Genomic DNA, 15,824 nt, shown 5'->3' on the forward strand with positions numbered 1-15,824 from the left:
TTGCGCGAGGCGTACCAACAGCAACTTACGAGCACTGGCGGACGAATCGTGAGTCCAACTAGAGCAGAGTGGTAATCATGTTTGAATTCCAGAAATTAGTTACACACCTGGAGAGCATCGAATATGCGCGTCGCAGTCTATTCGCGGTAATGACAGCGGAACGACTTGCGCCTTTTTTTCGTCGCTATGCAAGCTTGCTGCCAGATGGCGTTGAGGTTCTGGACGGGGGACTGGATTACGTATGGTCTAGAATTTCGACCGAAAAATTAGGGGCCGATCAAAGAGAAGGCTCATTGATTCTTTCCCAAATCGAACATCTGATCCCGCCCGAGGACAGTTCTGAGTTGTTTTCTGCTCAAGCCGACGATGCCGCATCATCCTTGATGTATGCAATCCGCAGCCTATACAGCCCGGACCCGCGAGAAGCAGCTTGGGCGGCTCAACGCGCATACGATACTGTCGACAACTTCGTCAACAACTTGCCGGACTCAACCGGCACGATCTCGAAGGGATATATAGATCACTCCCCGCTTTTGAACGATGAACTAGAGACACAAAGGGCAGATTTTGCCTTGGCACAAAGTGCGGACCTGACGGAACTCGTGAAATTGCGAAGCCACTCGGGGCAGAACGGCGAAGAGCTACTCGGCAAGTTTCTCAGCCTCATTAAGCGGGGATGATCTTAACGGAGACCCGGTAATAAATTGACCCCAGAAGATTGGGCTCTGTCCAAGCTCTGGGGTCAATTTAAAACGGGCATTCCTTTCAAAGGTTCAGTATTGCTTGATCACCTCAGCCGGCATGACTTCTGTTTTTCGGTGAGTTGCTGATCGAGAACGCTGACTCTAGGGTCGACGATTACCTGCAAAATGCCATAGAAGCTGGGTTGCTGGCGCGAAAGTTCGTCCTGCAAATCAAGAATGAGTGCTGCAAAAAACCGGGTCAGAGCACCTTTCTGTCTAGCCTATGTCGGAAGCTACTCTGACCCGGTTCGCCAAGATCATCCTCGACAGCGCCGCCGGTGGCTTGTCGCTCTCGTATGGTTATAACGAAGTCGGCGAACTGACCGAACAAGGACGGCCTGCAAAGCGCGTTCCTGGCCAAGTACGACTACGACACCCTGGGCCAGCTGAAGATCACCCGCGACGGTCCGACCGGCATGCCGTTGGAGACCTACGGCTACGACGCCACCGGCAACCGCAGCAGCCTGCTGCACGGCGGCATCACCACCAGCTACACCTACCCGGGCACGAGTCACCGCCTGAGCAACGTCGGCGGCGTCAGCCGCGGCTACGATGCGGTCGGCAACACCACCAGCATCGGCGGCACGGCCAGGGAGTTCGTTTACAACGCGAACGACCGCATGAGCCAAGTCAAGCAGGCCGGCGTGGTGAAGGCCAGCTACCGCTACAACGCCAAGGGCGAGCGGGTCTCGCGGGCCGACAACGCGACCGGGGCGATCACCGGCTACACGCTGTACGACGAAGCCGGCCATTGGCTGGGCGACTACGACGCCAGCGGTGCAGCGACGCAACAAGCGGTCTGGTTGGGGGATGCCCCGGTGGGTGTGCTAGCGGGCGCTGGCACGGCGCAGAAGCTGCACTATATCCAATCGGATCGTCTGGGCACGCCCCGTGCCGTGGTTGATCCAACCCGCAATCTCGCCATTTGGACGTGGGATGCGAAGGGTGAAGCATTCGGCAACAGCCCGCCGACCCAGGACCCGGATCAGGACGGCGCCGCGTTCGTCTTCAATATGCGATTTCCGGGGCAGCGATATGACCCTATTACTGGCTTCAACTACAACTACTTCCGCGATTACGACCCTGTCACAGGGCGCTATCTCCAGAGCGACCCGATAGGTTTGAGTGGAGGAATGAGCACCTATCTTTACGCAAATGGCCGCCCTGGTGACCTCGCGGACATGTACGGGCTTGCGGCCGGCAAAGAATGCGCAAAATGCGCCGGAAGTCCTGATAAGCCGGCTCACGACTCGTGGTCTATGGAACGGGCTAATGATGCTTGGATGGGCAAGATTTCCGTCACGAACGAGGGCGGCGTTACCGTCATTCGTGGAAATCTGACCGTGTCGGGTGTTGGGGCAGCGATAGCCGCCGCCGACGTTAATCGTTACTGGAACGGAGCTACCGGCAACTACAACGGCACTGACTACCGCTCGGAAATTTCCATGACCCCAGTAGACCGCAAAGGCGACTGGCGTATAGTTCCCTACAGCTTCAAGGAATGGCAACGCCGAAACGGGGAGTTATGTGAGGGCGAAGTGGTTGCAACTGCCAGAATCAACTCCCCAAAAATTTTGGTATCCCCTTTCGATTCCTGGAAGAAGGAAAGCGTAATGGGGCACGAGTTCGGCCATAGCATGGGTCTCGACCACGCCCCTAAAGGGAGTGGTAGCATCATGTCGTACGATAAAAACCCCAAGGTCCTCCCGAGAGACCTTTACAATCTCTCCATTGGATATAGGAAATAACCATGAGGACTCTTACGCTCACGTTGTTAACTCTTGTCACAGCGAGCTTTGGTTGTGCTGCGGGCCCTACGCTCACCACCGCTCAGATTAAGGAAATTGCCAAGGCTGAGGGGGTTACCTCAGTTTGGCGCTCTGAACTCAATGAACGGCAAGGTGGAGAGGTCGATCTTTTTCTCTTTCTACACTCATCGCCGGAGCAAATCGCTAAAAATGCGTGCACTACGCATGAGACGATCTTGGGCATAAAATTTGAGGGTGGTGCGCCTAAAGTTATCGACAAGAATGAACAGGACAAGATAGCTCTTGATTCATGCGCGGCACTCAGCCCCGAGGATTTTGCTGACATTTCGGGCAACACTCCTTCCACATCACTCTCGGTGATAGCCGAACTCATTGATAAAGGAATTCCTTCGCTCGGGTCTGAGGCAAAACCCGCGAGCGCAAAAGGGGGGAAGCTGAAACAGTGCATTCGCAAGTCACCGCGACGCGATTTGTCGTCACTGATAGTGGAATCGGAGAAGAAGGTCAGCGCGATCTTCTACACAGAGAAGAAAAAAAGCTGTCCGAAAGAGGTCACAGCGAGCATTACCCAAGAGGTCGACGGCACGGTGAGGGTGGCAATCGAACCCACGATAGGTTCGTACACCACTGAAAACTGACGAGCTGCGGCGCGCGCTGCACTTGAATCTTTTAGATAAAAGTCGCCCGGTCTTGCGAGCCGCAATGAGCCGGCGTCTTCCGAGAGGAAGGCGCCGGCTTTTTCATGGGTGACTGAATAGTTCAGCTAAGGCTCCTCGCTCAGTCGCAACGCACGAGATTGGCTGGCGCAGCATTCGTGCATGGCGCGCACAAAGCAACCTTTGCCAGAGCCTTTCCAAATGGAGGCAATGGAGTCCACGCAAGATTCACCATTGGAAGCCGAAAAACCGGGTCAAAGCACATTTCCATCTAGCCTCTGTCGGAAGCCACTCTGACCCGGTTCGCAGTTACCCGAAAACCATGTGGTGCAACACCTGCCCTTAAGGAGCTGACATGAGAATTTGCGCTTCCACCTTGTTGGCATCGTTCATAGGTCTTAGCTGCATTATGCTTACAGACGCTGCGATTGCTCAGGAAAATTGGTCGAAGGTAGCAGCACAGCAATATAAGAAGGCAAATGAATACGAACGCCTCAATTTGTGCATTGAGGCGATAAAGAGAAAGATCATTTGTCGTGGATGCAGTGTCGCGAACATCGATCAACTGTTCTCGACAAATTTCATCGAGCCAGATGAATCCACCAAAGGACTCGACAACTTATACAGCGGAATCGTGCACTTCGGTCCAGCAATCACTCCCCCAAAAAACCCCGATCCAAGTCGCGCCTGGCCGGAGCAGAAGGGGTGGCACTTGGCTTTTAAGTACAGCAAGAGTGGCAAGATCGTCACGTATAGTCTTTCCGACCTTGGAAAGTAACGAGGGAGCCGCGAATTAATAGGTCGACATCCGGATGCAATTAAGGAGGCGATTTTTTCTCTTGGCACCACCGAGGCGCGGCCCTCAATCTGCCTCTAGTTTCTCAACCATCAACAAAACCGGGTCAGAGCACCTTTCCATTCTGGGACCTAAAGGCAAGCCAATTTCGGGAAACCTACGGGAAAACCCTCATGCCCATATACCTGTTGAGGATTGGATCAAATGGACCGAATGGAACCGCCCGTAGGGCATATCCGCTTCCCGGAGGCTCGGGAGAATGTTATCAGTGCACTTCGATCGCTTGCCGACAGAACTTACCAAGAGCAGGAATGGGGCGTATATCGCAAAGAAGGAAGTCGTTATGACGACCTATCGTTGACCGTAAACTTGCTTTACGACAACCAAGTGCTTCCGAATCCAGCTGGCTGCATAGGAGATGTATTGTTTCCGCCTGAGGTAGAGCCATTGCTATGTCTCAGCAAGGTTCTTAAGCCGCTTATCGATGAGCTTGGGGATAGGCCCGATCTGAACTATATGAAAGACCCGCGCTGGACACTGGTTGTTGAGGCTGCGGCAGTTGCTCTAACGGTGTTTGATCAGAACGATACTTCTGTCTAGCAGCGAGTCAAATACTTATTCGTTACTAAGCCCAGAAAAGAGTAGCCCAAGATCGAAAGGCCCTAGCGATGGGGCCTTTCTTCCTAGAAAAATCAGGAGCTCATATAGCTCCGCCCCTTCAAAGGCCGGTGCAATCCAATACGTAGACTCCGCCTCTAATTCCCCAACTATCATCTGGTGATTTATGTCAGTTCCTGCTGTGGCATTAGCTATTGGGATGCAAATCACCGCATGCCCGCCGGTGATTGAAGACACCCAGAGCGTCAAACCTGTTTCAGGCTGGACTGTTTCGGTTTACAAGCATTCGCGGCCTTTAAAAGGGGTGATGCTTTACGTCGGCGAGCCCTCTAAGCGCCGATCAGTAATGCCGGTTCCAGGGAAAAAGAAAGGGACGCAAACTTGGGGCTTTGGAAAGACAGATACCTGGGTTGAGTGCGAATATACGGGTTCCGCCGCCACGCTCACGAGAAACCTCGGGGCCGTTAGATCCTGTGATTTCACCCCCCAACAGGGTGGCACCAGCAATCCAGCCAGCTTGGTTTGTGAAAAATAGAACTAGTCCACATCGGCTCGGCACCTTCCTTGAAGGTGCCGGGGCAGTAATGGTGGCTGAGTCCAACGCTTAGCAGGTGCTAGTAGGTTAACTAACTTATAGGGACTAGAAGTATTACAGAACCGGGTCAGAACACCTTTCCATCTGGCCCCTGCCGGAAGCCACTCTGACCCGGTTCGCAACCCTCTGGAGTCCACCCGGTTCTACATCCAGCTATCGGACAAGCAATTAGCCCGATTTAGAGAGGCAACGCAGCAGCGTTGGAAGCACAACGAACTGCGTGGCAATTGCGCGTCGTGGATCAAGTATGCTTTTGAGCATACGATCAAAGGTGCAAAAATGAATGTAGACGACTGGATGGTTGGCGCAGATACCCCGCGATATATTCAGGGCAGCATTGAGTTATGGAAAAAGAACGGCGCCTTCAAAGACAATAGGCTTACTAATCCGGCAAAATTCAATGAGTGAGCAGCCATGAAAAAATGGTTCCTAGCTTTAGCAATGATAATTGTTGCAGTAACTCCGGTATACATGCTCCTCAGAACCGACGACGTGTCCGAAAAAAAATTTAAATCCCTTTATATCGATAGCGTCGAGCATGCCTATTCAACATGGTACCTCTACGAAATTACCGGCGAAAGATTATGTTTTAAATACTCTAGGCCCATTGTGCCAAAGCGCTACTGTGTTCCGACCTCTGAACTCTCGGTAAAAAACGGCAAGGAAGGCAACGCGGCAACAGGCTTCGTAACCTCAAAGGAGCTTTTTGTTCGCAATCCCGACGGGCTGGAAACGCAAATTGTGGTTCCCTAATACGTCCTGCCATTAAATCTAAGGAAACCGCCCCCTTAAATCTCATCAACTTATAGCCCCCGGCGACGGGGCCTTTTCTTTGCGCGGGCCCTTATTCGGCCAAAAGGCTGATCCCGTCGATGGACAACCACGCGACCGTCGCACTCGGCTGCAGTCCAATGAGCGACCAAAACCGGGTCAGAGCACCTTTCCATCCAGCCTCTGTCGGAAGCCACTCTGACCCGGTTCGCAGTTGCGGTGTGTCCTCATCTGGGGGAACTGGAAGTCGCCGAACGCGGCCGGCTTGGGCTGCGGCGGTTTCGGCCGTGCGGCCGCCGAAACGAATAGCTCACAACCCAGATCGCGAGTTGGATCCAGAGGTTCATAAATTTCCAAAATTGAGCACAAAACAAATGCTCACGCACAGCCAACACCGGAAAGCAGCAGTCGGCCGCTGTAGCGCCTACGCACCGGCGCTTGGAGTGAGCTTTGGTGATCGATTGATCAATTGAGGCAGCGATCACGCTCGTCCGCCACGCTAATGACGATTATTTCGCTGCTGACGCGATGCACGCGACATGCCTCGCCTCATCGCGTCGCCATCGGCATCGGCATCGGCATCGGCAAGCCAGCATTCCTGATGCGTGCACTACCGAATCGGAGGCTAAAGTGACGGCATTGACCAATCGGGCAGCGTTGTTGTTCTTGTCAGCGATAACACTTTCAGCCGCTGGAAGCGCATCGGCAGCGGAGATCTTCGAACCAGTTGCCAAGAGCTGCCGCGGGATGCGGATTAACGATCTTGGCGAGTTTACCGGTATATGTACGCAGCCCTACGAGGGCCTCGTGAGAGTCCCGCTGCAAGGACAACCGTCCTATATCAGGAGCCCCGACCCTTCGTGTGACGTTCGCGGCATCGCGAATAACGGCACGGTGTTTGTGCAATGCGCAGACAACTCTTTGCAACGCGGATATCTGTGGCTTCCGCAACAAACAACATTACTGCCACTGCAACCAGTCATCGGCCACGAGCGAGCGACTGTCAATGGCTTCAGTAGCGTAGGCGTCGTAATTGGCACAACGGTCGACCGAAACGGAAACGCCTATCCAGCGCTATGGAGAAACCCGATCGGTCGTCCCACGGAACTGAAAGTCGGCCTACTAGGGACCTTAGGTGAAGGATGCGTCGCCGTTGGCGTCGAGGACGACAACGCTGTGGATCCGGCAGTGGTGGGTTCCTGCCCAAATCAGGGCAGCGATGGCAGCGATCCGGTCGTGTGGCGGCGTGATTCTTTACTAGCGACCTATCAAGCTCATCGCCTGAAGATTCCCCGCGACATGACCTGCATCGCTCGCTTTGTCTCGGCGGATTTCGTAGTTGGCACGTGCGCCGACGAGGATGAGGACGATGATGGCAATCAGCTGATTGAGATCGCTGTTTGGCAGTCGGACACGATGTTGCCGCGACTTCTCGAGAACTCGATCCCAGGCGGCGACCCCTTTTTGGTCAGCTACCCGATTGGCGTTTCCAAGGATGGAGCTATCGCCGGCTCCGCTGACGCCGCTTCACATGGCCAACGACCGCTAGTCTGGCGCCCGCTCGCCAACGATTTAACTCTGTATAAGACCGCTATCGACCCAACGCATCCAGAGCGCAATATTATTCCGCTCCGCTATAACAGCGGAAATGCCTATCTGTTCGGGTTTTCCACTCCGCTGAACATATTTCGCCTGAACACGAGCACAGGTCACCGCGAAGATTTAGGGGCTCCAGCTGGATACAGTGCCGCATACGTCTTTGACGCATCTAGATCAGGCTGCTACTTCGCATTGGAGGCGTTCTCGCTGGACGGACTTAATCGCGATGCGATTCGCGCACGGGTATGCCCGTGATCGCGAATCTGCACTGTCGCATCCCCTGTTTCTGAGTCAGAAGATGGGTGTTCCGTCAAAGGGGGACTTACCGAGCAGTCCGGGCGCGCCGCTGTAGTTCGGGGCGTTGTTGAACTTGGTGTGGCATATCGGTACAAAACCGGGTCAGAGCACCTTTCCATCGCCCGAACTGCCCGAGCCCGCTGTACCGCACCGACCCGGGCTTCCGTGCCTGCTACAAACCGGTCGGCGATTTCCCCGAGGTCAACCTCGGCGTGAAAAGCCTCACTACGCGCATGTTCACTGCGTTCGGCGCGGGGCTGGCTCCGATTCTTTGATTGCGGCCCGACTTGCGCGCCATGAGTGGCGCTGCCGCAGGGCTGATCCGCTGCGCTCGCCCGCATCGGCACCGGATGGAACTCGCCCGGCCAGTACGTGTCTGAGCGGGGGCGATTCGAGCCATGGACCGGAGCCTTTCGATGCGTATCGTCGCGTTGCTTGTAAGCGTATTGGGCGTGCTGGCATTCGGCGGCGCACTCGTTTATTCGTTCGTGCGACCCACCGCGATCGAATCGTTGGCCCGCGACCTGATCCGGGTCGAAGTAGAGCAACGCGTCGGCGAAACCCTGCACACCCTGGACGACACCACGGTGTCGCGGATCGCGACGCGGATGTCCGAACGCAGCCGTGCGCGTATCGCGCTGATCGGCCAGCAGTTGCAAACCGGCCTGCCGCGCCGGGTCGCCGAGATCGCAACGCAGATGCGCGATCCCGACTGCGCCTGCCGCGACCGGATCGAAGCCGGCGCTACCGCGGCGCTGCAGATGCAGCGCGAACGCCTGCTGGATTCGGACACGCGCCTGACCCGCACGATCCGCGCCAAATACATGCAAGTCGCCGACGCCTTGATCCGCGAGTTCCGCATCTTCAGCACCGCGAATCTGCTGGTGTTCGGGCTGCTCGGCGTGGTGACGCTGACCCGGCCTCGCGCCGGCCTGCATTTGCTGCTGCCAACCCTGGTAATGCTGGGTGCGGCGGCCATCACCGCCTATTTCTATCTGTTCCAGCAGGACTGGCTGCGCACCGTCGTGTTCGGCGACTACGTGGGTTTGGCCTATTTCCTTTACCTGGGGTTGGCGGGCGTTTGGCTGAGCGACATCTCGTTCAATCATGCGCGCCTGACCACCGCGACGATCAACGGCGCCGGCGAAGCGGTCGGCGTGGCGCTCAACCTCGTAGCCTGCTGAAGCCCGCACGAGACCCGCTCACCGAGCTTAGTCGGCCGGAGCGCTCCGGTATCGCTCCGAGCATGGGGCTCCGCAATCTCCGCTCTGCCCCAATCGTGCCGGGAGCTGGCCATGGACCATGGCTGAGCGCTCTCGTCTTCGTGATGCGCATGCAGCCAATCCGGCTCTCTTCCCTTCGGTTGGTCACATCCCTCGCCTGATCTAGGTCTTCAGTCATGGGTGCGCGATTGCAACCTCCGCGCCCCTCGCCACATCTCTATCCACAATCCCGGCGCTCGCAACCCAGCCGCCGGGGCCCGGAACCCCGCCGGGCGCCCCGAAACACCGGGGCATGACTTCCAGCACATAGCGAAGATTGTTTAGGTGTTGTACTTTACCAACACACCGAGTCACTACAGCCCCCACGACACAGGAAGCCCGCCATGAACGCCCAGAACGCCCGCACCGTTTCCCCGACCGCCACGACCGCTACCGCCACCGTCCAGGCTGCCCCGACCGTCCGCCACCAGCACCGCCAGCGCGATTTCGGCGTCGGCTACGGCAACAGCAGCGGCTACGCCAGCAACCGCAGCTACGCCAGCAACTGGGTCCAGCCGCGCTTCCGCTTCGCCTGAGCGCAGACGTTCGTCCATGGGCCGGCCGAACGCGGTGACCACCCCCTCCTCTTTCCGACCCGGACCGGCGCGCACAGTCCCCACTGTTCAACGCGCGCCGTTCCGGGCTTTTTAGAGGACGCCGGGCCACCCGACCGCCTCGAGCCAATCGCCCAAGCGCCGCCCAAGCGCCGCTCCATCGCCTCACTGCAGCACCCGATGCACGCCCGCAATGCCTGCGAGCCGACGCTCGCGACTGGCTCCACCGCCGCATCGCCGCTATCGTGAGGCGATGAATGCCTCCGACACCGCTCCCTCCGCCGCGCGTCCCCTGTTCCGCGGCCACAACACCGTCGCCGACCTCAACCAGCTCTCGCGCAACACTGCGATGGAGCCGCTCGGCATCGTCTTCACCGAAATCGGCCCGGACTACGTTCGCGGCACCATGCCGGTCGACGCCCGCACCCACCAGCCTTACGGCCTGCTCCACGGCGGCGCCTCGGTCCTGCTCGCCGAAACCCTGGGCAGCAGCGCGGCCAACCTGAGCGTGCCCGAAGGCAAGATGTGCGTCGGCATCGAGATCAACGCGAACCACGTCCGCGGCGTGCGCAGCGGCACCGTCACCGGTACCGCACGTCCCGTGCACGTCGGCGCCAGCACCCAGGTCTGGGAAATCCGCATCGAGGACGAGGCCGGCAAACTGGCCTGCATCTCGCGCCTGACCCTGGCCGTGGTACCCAAGCCCTGACCCGGCGAGTAGGCTAGGACCTCATCCGGCGCAGCAGCGCCGGTTTTGCGCTGACTCGCGAGAACCCCGTGCGCCGACCCACCATCAAAGACGTCGCCGAACTGGCCCAGGTCTCGCTGAAGACCGTCTCGCGCGTGATCAACGACGAATCCGGCGTCCGCGCGCGTACCCGCGCCCGGGTCCACGAAGCGATCGCCGAACTCGACTACCGCCCCGACCCGTCGGCGCGCAGCCTGCGCAGCGCGCAGCCGTATGCGCTCGGCGTGGTCTACGACAACCCGAACCCGTACTACATCATCAGCGTGCAGAACGGCGTCCTGGCCGCTTGCCGCGAAACCGGCTACGGCCTGCAGATCCATCCCTGCGATTCGTCCTCGCCGCTGCTCGCCGCCGACCTGATCGATCTGGTCCAGGGCGCGCGCCTGGCCGGCCTGGTGCTGGCGCCGCCGATGTCCGAGCGCATGGAATTGGTCAGCGAACTGGTCGCCCACGGCATCCGCCTGGTGCGCATCGTTTCGGCCGCCGAAGACCCGAAGGACGGCTCGCCCTGCGTCTGGGTCGACGACCGCGACGCCGCCTACGACATCACCGAACACCTGATCCAACTCGGCCACCAGCGCATCGGCTTCCTGTGGGGCGGCAAATCGCACCGTTCCAGTTGGGAGCGCTACAAGGGCTATGCCCAGGCGCTCAACGACTACGGCATCGCCGAAGACGAGAACCTGGTGCTGCCGGGCGACTATTCCTTCGACGACGGCTTCCGCGGCGCCCGGCGTTTGTTCGCCCTGCCCGACCGCCCGACCGCGATCTTCGGCAGCAACGACGAAATCGCCGCCGGCGTGTTGGCCGCGGCGAAGTCGAGCGGCATGCACGTGCCCTACGACCTGTCGATCGCCGGTTTCGAGGACAGCCCGTTCTCCAAGCAATCCTGGCCGACCCTGACCACCGCACGCCAGGCCACCGAAGAGATCGCCCGTCACGCGGCGTATCGCCTGATCGCCGAACTGCGCCGCGAAGTGGATCAGCCCCTGGAAGTCCCGCCGAACGAAGGCTTCAGCCCGATCCTGGTAGTCCGAGGCTCGACCGCCCCGCCGCGTCCGTTGCAGACGCCGTAAGCCGCCGCACGACCACGACGACGCGCCTTTGCTCTTCTCCCCCTTTTGGAAAAGGGGGCTAGGGGGATTTGCCGTTGCCGTTGCCGTTGCCGTTGCCGTTGCCGTTGCCGTTGCCGTGATTTTGATTTGCCGCTTTGCCGGTCAAGTGGAGACCCGGAGGGCGCCGCACAGGACGTGCGGCGTTTTCCGATAAGACAGGGACGTCTTATCGGAAAATCCCGGCGACAGCACCGCACTCGTGGCCTGTGCCCTTGCAAGGAGAGCCCTTTTCTTTGGTTACCTTTCTTTTGGGCTTAGCAAAAGAAAGTAACCCGGCCGCGTCAGCGGACGGAAGCTTTGCTCTTGCTCAGGCTTCTAAAGAAACTAGATCAAACGCCAAGAGCTTCCGCCACTAAAGCGGCGGGTTACTTTCTTTTGTCATAAGCAACAAAAGAAAGGTAACCAAAGAAAAATGCTTTTCTTTGAGTCAAGGGCCCGCACGAGCGATGCATACGCGGGGCTTTTTCATACGGGACATCCCTGTCCCGATGAAAAACGGCGCGCATCCCTGCGCGCCGCCCTTCGGGTCTTCTATCGCCTTCGCGAGTGCAAGGCTGCGCACAGCAACAGCGATAGCGACAGCGACAACAGAAACATCGCTATCGTCGCAAACCCGTCGCAGCGCGGTCGCGACTTGTGACCGAAGGAAATCCACTAGGACGCCGCTCCTACCCTCACGACGGCACGCCGCTTCGATGGATGACATCGGTGTTGTTGCGTCCGCGCATCCCGGGGTCGCGACTCACGTCGCTCCTACATGGGAAGGCTTCTCAAGTGGCGGCAGAAAAGTAGCAACAGCAAAACCACGCTATCGCCGAGCGATCAGCCGCGTAACGCGACCGCCTCACGCGCCAGCGCCTCCACCTTGCCCCAATCGCCGGCCTTGACCGCCGCCGCGGGCGCTACCCACGAACCGCCCACACAGGGCACGTTCCTCAGCGCCAGGTACTCGTGCGCGTTGTGCACGCCGATGCCACCGGTCGCGCAGAAACGCAGTTCCGGCAGCGGGCCGCCGATCGCTTTCAAGGCCGTGGCGCCGCCGATCGATTCGGCCGGGAAGAACTTGAGCTGGGTGTAGCCGTGCTCGAACAAGGCCATCGCTTCCGATGCCGTCGCCACGCCCGGCAGCCACGGCAGGTCGATGTCGCGCGCCGCGGCGATCAGGCCCGGTGCGCTGCCCGGCGATACCGCAAAGGTCGCGCCGGCCTTGAGCGCGTCGCTGAAGTCGGACGGCTTGCGCACGCTGCCGACACCGACCGCGGCGCCTTCGACTTCGGCAGCGATCGCGCGCACCGCGTCGAGCGCCACCGCGGTGCGTAGGGTCACCTCGATCGCCGGCAAGCCGCCGGCGACCAATGCGCGCGCCAAGGGCACGGCGTCCTTCAGTTCGTCGATCACCAACACCGGCACCACCGGCGCAAGCGCCAACACGGCGGCGACGCGCGCCTGCAGATCCTGCATCGAGCTCATTGCCTCACTCCTGTCGTTCGGCGCGTCGCGCTCAAGCGCGCGCAGCCACTTCGTCGATATGCCTGAGCAGGTCGGCCGGGTCTTCGTAAACGCGGAAGGCGCCGGCGCGCTCGAGTTCTTCCTGGCCGTAGCCGCCCGAGAGCAGGCCCACGCCGAGCGAACGCGCGCGACGCGCGGCGAGCAGGTCCCAGATGCTATCGCCGACCACGATCGAATGTTCGATGTCGGCGCCGAGTTTGTCGGCGGCGGCCAGGAACAAGTCCGGATCGGGCTTGGCGTGCTTGACCATGTCGCGGGTGATCACCGGGGTGACGTCGGGATCGACGCCGAGCGCGACCAGATTATGGCGCGCAGTCTCCATGCGGCCGCTGGTGGCGATCGCCCAGGGGATCCGGTTCTCGGTCAGATAGGCGAGCAACTCGATCGACCCCGGCAGCGGACGGATCTGGGTCGCCTGCCGGCCATAGGCCTCGGCATGCAGGCGGTGCAGACGCTCGATGCGTTCGGGGGTGATGTCGATGCCGGTCTCGCGCAGCAGAATGTTGGTGAACAAACCACCGCTCATGCCGATCTTGCGATGGATGCGCCACACCGACAGCGGGATGCCGTCGGCATCGAGCGCCTGTTTCCAGGCGAGCACGTGCTGGTAGACGCTGTCGACGAGGGTGCCGTCGAGATCGAACAAGAAGGTGGTGCGTGCGGGAGCGGGCATGAGGGTCCGAAGGTTAGGAATCAGGGATTCGGGTGGACGATCACAGCGGCAGCGCGCCGAACACGCCGGCGCCCCGGTCGGCGGGTGCGGCGTAGTCGCGGAACGCGGCGAACAGTTCTCGGCCGAGGCCGACGTGGTGCGAGGACAGGTCGACGACCGCGTTCTCGCGCTCGCTCCAGTCCACCGGCGCCAGCACGCTGAGGGTTCCGGCGATCGCATCGACGCGCAGCACGTCGCCGTCGCGCAGCTTCGCCAGCGGGCCGCCGCAAGCGGCTTCGGGGGTGACGTGGATCGCCGCCGGCACTTGGCCGGAGGCGCCCGACATGCGGCCGTCGGTGACCAGAGCGACGCGATGGCCGCGCTTTTGCAGCACGCTCAAGGTCGGGGTGAGCTGATGCAGTTCCGGCATGCCGTTGGCGCGCGGGCCCTGGAAGCGCACGACCACGATCACGTCGCGGTCGAGTTCGCCCTGCTCGAAAGCCTGCTTGACCTGATGCTGCTCGGTGAACACGCGGCACGGCGCTTCCACGGTCCAACGGTCTTCCGGCACGGCCGAGACCTTGATCGCGGCGGTACCGAGATTGCCGTCGAGCACGCGCAGGCCGCCGTCGACGCGGAACGGTTCGCTGACGGGACGCAGCACCGCGGTGTCGGCGCTGGTCGGCGTCGACGGCACGTGCATGACGTGGCCGGCCTCGTCGAGCCGCGCCTCGATGCGGTAACGCGCCAGGCCCGGGCCGGCAACGGTTTCGACATCGCCGTGCAGCAGGCCGTGGTCGAGCAGTTCGCCGATCAGATAGGCCAGACCGCCGGCGGCATGGAAGTGATTCACGTCGGCGCTGCCGTTCGGATAGACCCGCGCCAACAGCGGGATCGCCGAGGACAACGCGTCGAAATCCTCCAGCCGCAGCTCGATGCCCGCCGCCGCGGCCATCGCGATCAGGTGCAGCAGGTGATTGGTCGAACCGCCGGTCGCGTGCAGGCCGATCACGCCGTTGACGATCGCGCGTTCGTCGACGATGCGGCCGATCGGCCGGTAGTCGTCGCCGAGCGCGGTGATCTGCGCGGCGCGCTGCGCGGCCTGCGCGGTCAGCGCATCGCGCAGCGGCGTATTGGGATGGACGAAGCTCGAGCCCGGCAGATGCAGGCCCATCAGTTCCATCAGCATCTGGTTGGAATTGGCGGTGCCGTAGAAGGTGCAGGTGCCCGGGCCGTGGTAGCTGCGCGCCTCGGCTTCGAGCAGTTCCTCGCGCGAGGCGTCGCCGGTGGCGTAGCGCTGGCGCACCCGCGATTTTTCGTCGTTCGGCAGACCCGAGGTCATCGGCCCGGCCGGCACGAAGATGCCCGGCAGGTGGCCGAAGTGCAGCGCGCCGATCAGCAGCCCCGGCACGATCTTGTCGCACACGCCCAGGTACAGGGCGGCGTCGAACATGTCGTGCGAAAGCGCGATCGCGGTCGACATGGCGATGACATCGCGCGAGAACAGCGACAGCTCCATGCCTTCGCGGCCCTGGGTGACGCCGTCGCACATCGCCGGCACGCCGCCGGCAACTTGCGCGGTGGCGCCGGCCTCGCGCGCGGCGGCCTTGAGCAGATCGGGAAACCGCTCCAGCGGCTGATGCGCCGACAGCATGTCGTTGAACGAGGTGACGATGCCCAGGTTGGGCGCATGGCCCGAGCGCAGCGCGCTTTTGTCGCCGGGCGCGCAGGCGGCGAAACCGTGGGCGAGATTGCCGCAGGACAGACGTCGGCGTTGCGGGCCGCTGCTCAAGGCCGCATCGATGCGGGCGAGATAGGCATTGCGGCGCGCGCGGCTGCGTTCCTGGATGCGGTGCGTGACTTGCGCGACAACGGGATGCATTGGGGTATTCACGGGTACTCGATTCGTTCGGGGCGCCTGCGATGGCGCCGGCCAGTTCCCCCCTTCGAAAAAGGGGGGTTAGGGGGATTGGCTCTACCTACACCTTCCTGAGAAGCCGAGGCAAAAGCAAATCCCCCCGCGCCCGCCAAGCGGACGCAGCCCCCTTCGGGAAGGGGGCGACAGCAAAGGCCTGAGCTTGGGAGGGGAGGGAGCCTGGGCCTGGCTGTCTGCGGAGTCCAAGAGTGCTGCGGACTCCAA

Annotated in this window: 16 protein-coding genes; 13 read left to right on the forward strand and 3 right to left on the reverse strand. The window is 60.5% G+C overall.

The features are described from left to right. Positions 1-77: 77 nt before the first annotated feature. The 13 genes from ACKN61_RS22990 to ACKN61_RS23050 all read left to right on the forward strand — a co-directional run bounded on the left by ACKN61_RS22990 (position 78) and on the right by ACKN61_RS23050 (position 11,484). The gene (locus ACKN61_RS22990) at positions 78-680 is read left to right on the forward strand and encodes a DUF416 family protein (protein WP_408951392.1); all 603 of its coding nucleotides are present in this window, start codon (positions 78-80) and stop codon (positions 678-680) included. A gap of 479 nt (positions 681-1,159) precedes the next feature. Then, positions 1,160-2,491 (forward strand): RHS repeat-associated core domain-containing protein, encoded by a 1,332-nt coding sequence (locus ACKN61_RS22995; protein WP_408951393.1) that lies wholly within the window; start codon positions 1,160-1,162, stop codon positions 2,489-2,491. Positions 2,492-2,493: 2 nt separating this feature from the next. After that, a complete protein-coding gene (locus ACKN61_RS23000; RefSeq protein WP_408951394.1) occupies positions 2,494-3,150 on the forward strand; it encodes a hypothetical protein in 657 nt (218 codons plus the stop codon). 373 nt (positions 3,151-3,523) lie between these two features. After that, positions 3,524-3,946 (forward strand): hypothetical protein, encoded by a 423-nt coding sequence (locus ACKN61_RS23005; protein WP_408951395.1) that lies wholly within the window; start codon positions 3,524-3,526, stop codon positions 3,944-3,946. A gap of 222 nt (positions 3,947-4,168) precedes the next feature. Beyond that, a complete protein-coding gene (locus ACKN61_RS23010) occupies positions 4,169-4,564 on the forward strand; it encodes an SCO4402 family protein (RefSeq protein WP_408951396.1) in 396 nt (131 codons plus the stop codon). Between the two features lie 217 nt (positions 4,565-4,781). Continuing rightward, complete coding sequence (locus tag ACKN61_RS23015; RefSeq protein WP_408953895.1) at positions 4,782-5,117, forward strand: STY0301 family protein; 336 nt, start codon at positions 4,782-4,784, stop codon at positions 5,115-5,117. A 339-nt stretch (positions 5,118-5,456) separates the two neighbouring features. After that, positions 5,457-5,585, forward strand: a complete 129-nt coding sequence (locus ACKN61_RS23020; RefSeq protein WP_408951397.1) for a hypothetical protein — start codon at positions 5,457-5,459, stop codon at positions 5,583-5,585. Between the two features lie 6 nt (positions 5,586-5,591). Further along, positions 5,592-5,930 (forward strand): hypothetical protein, encoded by a 339-nt coding sequence (locus ACKN61_RS23025; RefSeq protein ID WP_408951398.1) that lies wholly within the window; start codon positions 5,592-5,594, stop codon positions 5,928-5,930. A gap of 648 nt (positions 5,931-6,578) precedes the next feature. Then, positions 6,579-7,802, forward strand: coding sequence for a hypothetical protein (locus ACKN61_RS23030; protein ID WP_408951399.1), 1,224 nt, complete (start codon positions 6,579-6,581; stop codon positions 7,800-7,802). Between the two features lie 458 nt (positions 7,803-8,260). Continuing rightward, positions 8,261-9,028, forward strand: a complete 768-nt coding sequence (locus tag ACKN61_RS23035; protein ID WP_408951400.1) for a hypothetical protein — start codon at positions 8,261-8,263, stop codon at positions 9,026-9,028. A 422-nt stretch (positions 9,029-9,450) separates the two neighbouring features. Then, the gene (locus ACKN61_RS23040) at positions 9,451-9,642 is read left to right on the forward strand and encodes a hypothetical protein (protein ID WP_408951401.1); all 192 of its coding nucleotides are present in this window, start codon (positions 9,451-9,453) and stop codon (positions 9,640-9,642) included. 367 nt (positions 9,643-10,009) lie between these two features. Further along, positions 10,010-10,369: a hotdog fold thioesterase gene (locus ACKN61_RS23045; protein ID WP_408953896.1), complete on the forward strand. Its 360-nt coding sequence runs from the start codon at positions 10,010-10,012 to the stop codon at positions 10,367-10,369. Between the two features lie 68 nt (positions 10,370-10,437). Further along, on the forward strand, positions 10,438-11,484 hold the full coding sequence (locus ACKN61_RS23050; protein WP_031373094.1) for a LacI family DNA-binding transcriptional regulator: 1,047 nt from the start codon (positions 10,438-10,440) through the stop codon (positions 11,482-11,484). 861 nt (positions 11,485-12,345) lie between these two features. Here ACKN61_RS23050 and eda read toward each other — a convergent pair. Genes eda through edd form a run of 3 tightly spaced genes read right to left on the reverse strand, consistent with a single transcriptional unit; the run spans position 12,346 to position 15,566 of the window. Beyond that, positions 12,346-12,993, reverse strand: a complete 648-nt coding sequence (gene eda / locus ACKN61_RS23055) for a bifunctional 4-hydroxy-2-oxoglutarate aldolase/2-dehydro-3-deoxy-phosphogluconate aldolase (protein WP_408951402.1) — start codon at positions 12,991-12,993, stop codon at positions 12,346-12,348. A gap of 31 nt (positions 12,994-13,024) precedes the next feature. Further along, the gene (locus ACKN61_RS23060) at positions 13,025-13,705 is read right to left on the reverse strand and encodes an HAD family hydrolase (protein WP_408951403.1); all 681 of its coding nucleotides are present in this window, start codon (positions 13,703-13,705) and stop codon (positions 13,025-13,027) included. Between the two features lie 40 nt (positions 13,706-13,745). After that, on the reverse strand, positions 13,746-15,566 hold the full coding sequence (gene edd / locus ACKN61_RS23065; RefSeq protein ID WP_408951404.1) for a phosphogluconate dehydratase: 1,821 nt from the start codon (positions 15,564-15,566) through the stop codon (positions 13,746-13,748). Positions 15,567-15,824 lie beyond the last annotated feature (258 nt).

Source organism: Lysobacter sp. Hz25, from assembly GCF_046097045.1.
Lineage (GTDB): Bacteria > Pseudomonadota > Gammaproteobacteria > Xanthomonadales > Xanthomonadaceae > Lysobacter > Lysobacter antibioticus_B.

What these genes read in the sequence shown, in the direction of transcription:
- ACKN61_RS22990 (WP_408951392.1), top strand. Translation starts at nt 78, where the DNA reads ATGTTTGAATTCCAGAAATTAGTTACACACCTGGAGAGCATCGAATAT.
- ACKN61_RS22995 (WP_408951393.1), top strand. Translation starts at nt 1,160, where the DNA reads ATGCCGTTGGAGACCTACGGCTACGACGCCACCGGCAACCGCAGCAGC.
- ACKN61_RS23000 (WP_408951394.1), top strand. Translation starts at nt 2,494, where the DNA reads ATGAGGACTCTTACGCTCACGTTGTTAACTCTTGTCACAGCGAGCTTT.
- ACKN61_RS23005 (WP_408951395.1), top strand. Translation starts at nt 3,524, where the DNA reads ATGAGAATTTGCGCTTCCACCTTGTTGGCATCGTTCATAGGTCTTAGC.
- ACKN61_RS23010 (WP_408951396.1), top strand. Translation starts at nt 4,169, where the DNA reads ATGGACCGAATGGAACCGCCCGTAGGGCATATCCGCTTCCCGGAGGCT.
- ACKN61_RS23015 (WP_408953895.1), top strand. Translation starts at nt 4,782, where the DNA reads ATGCAAATCACCGCATGCCCGCCGGTGATTGAAGACACCCAGAGCGTC.
- ACKN61_RS23020 (WP_408951397.1), top strand. Translation starts at nt 5,457, where the DNA reads ATGAATGTAGACGACTGGATGGTTGGCGCAGATACCCCGCGATATATT.
- ACKN61_RS23025 (WP_408951398.1), top strand. Translation starts at nt 5,592, where the DNA reads ATGAAAAAATGGTTCCTAGCTTTAGCAATGATAATTGTTGCAGTAACT.
- ACKN61_RS23035 (WP_408951400.1), top strand. Translation starts at nt 8,261, where the DNA reads ATGCGTATCGTCGCGTTGCTTGTAAGCGTATTGGGCGTGCTGGCATTC.
- ACKN61_RS23040 (WP_408951401.1), top strand. Translation starts at nt 9,451, where the DNA reads ATGAACGCCCAGAACGCCCGCACCGTTTCCCCGACCGCCACGACCGCT.
- ACKN61_RS23045 (WP_408953896.1), top strand. Translation starts at nt 10,010, where the DNA reads ATGGAGCCGCTCGGCATCGTCTTCACCGAAATCGGCCCGGACTACGTT.
- eda (WP_408951402.1), bottom strand. Translation starts at nt 12,993, where the DNA reads ATGAGCTCGATGCAGGATCTGCAGGCGCGCGTCGCCGCCGTGTTGGCG.
- ACKN61_RS23060 (WP_408951403.1), bottom strand. Translation starts at nt 13,705, where the DNA reads ATGCCCGCTCCCGCACGCACCACCTTCTTGTTCGATCTCGACGGCACC.
- edd (WP_408951404.1), bottom strand. Translation starts at nt 15,566, where the DNA reads ATGCATCCCGTTGTCGCGCAAGTCACGCACCGCATCCAGGAACGCAGC.